Below are 785 nucleotides of genomic sequence, written 5' to 3'. Positions count from 1 at the left end.
CTTCTCACTCTGCACCTTCGTAAATGTAACCCCAAACATTCTCTTCTGTTTCTTTTTGAACAAGTCTATCTCTTGACTTACTCTTCTCACTATACACCTTCGCGATAAACATTTTAAACCAATCTATCTCTTCACTTATTATTCTCACTATCCACCTTTGCGAGCATTGCAAATTTTCAAAACACTTAACGAAATCCAAAATCTTACCAAATAATAACATTTAACCTCAAAAAACAAACTCATATAAAATTAAAAATTCATTAAAAAACTATTACTTTATTAATATAAAAAGACTTATATAAACTTAAAAATTATTTTTTTTAAAATAATTTAAAAAAAAATCAAATCTTAACAACAAAAAACTAAATCTCAATAAATCATAACAACAAAACCACTCTACCACTTACAATACCCCATCACATATTTAAGTCGTCTGCAAAGGATTTTAACGGTCGCTCGGTGGTAATTATAATTTAAGGCGGTTCGAACGCCGTTTTCGCCGAACGTATTTAGTCAACGATACGTGTTTTTAGTGGTTAATGTTTTGGTAGAGGTTATGATTTTTTGAAATTGAGGTTTATTTGGTCTTAAGTAAGTGTGTAATTGAATTAGAAATTTTTTGATTTGTTTAATTTTTAATGTATTTAGATAATTATTTGTTTTGGTATAAATGGTTATTATTTGTTTTTTTATTGTGAGGGGGGTTGATTGGGATTGTTTTAGTAATTTATGTAATTGTTGATTTTTTGTTAATTGATTTTGCGTAGTTTTTTTGAGGTTAGAAG

1 pseudogene is annotated in these 785 nt (G+C 27.6%); it reads right to left on the bottom strand.

From position 1 onward, the window contains the following. Positions 1 to 513: 513 nt before the first annotated feature. Positions 514 to 785 (bottom strand): annotated as a pseudogene (locus tag G8761_RS26725) (hypothetical protein); the annotation flags it as partial.

The sequence above is a fragment of the Neobacillus terrae genome (assembly GCF_011393025.1).
GTDB classification, from domain to species: domain Bacteria; phylum Bacillota; class Bacilli; order Bacillales; family Cytobacillaceae; genus Neobacillus_A; species Neobacillus_A terrae.
Note: the sequence above shows the minus strand (reverse complement) of the source record. Positions and strands in the feature narration are given on the sequence as shown.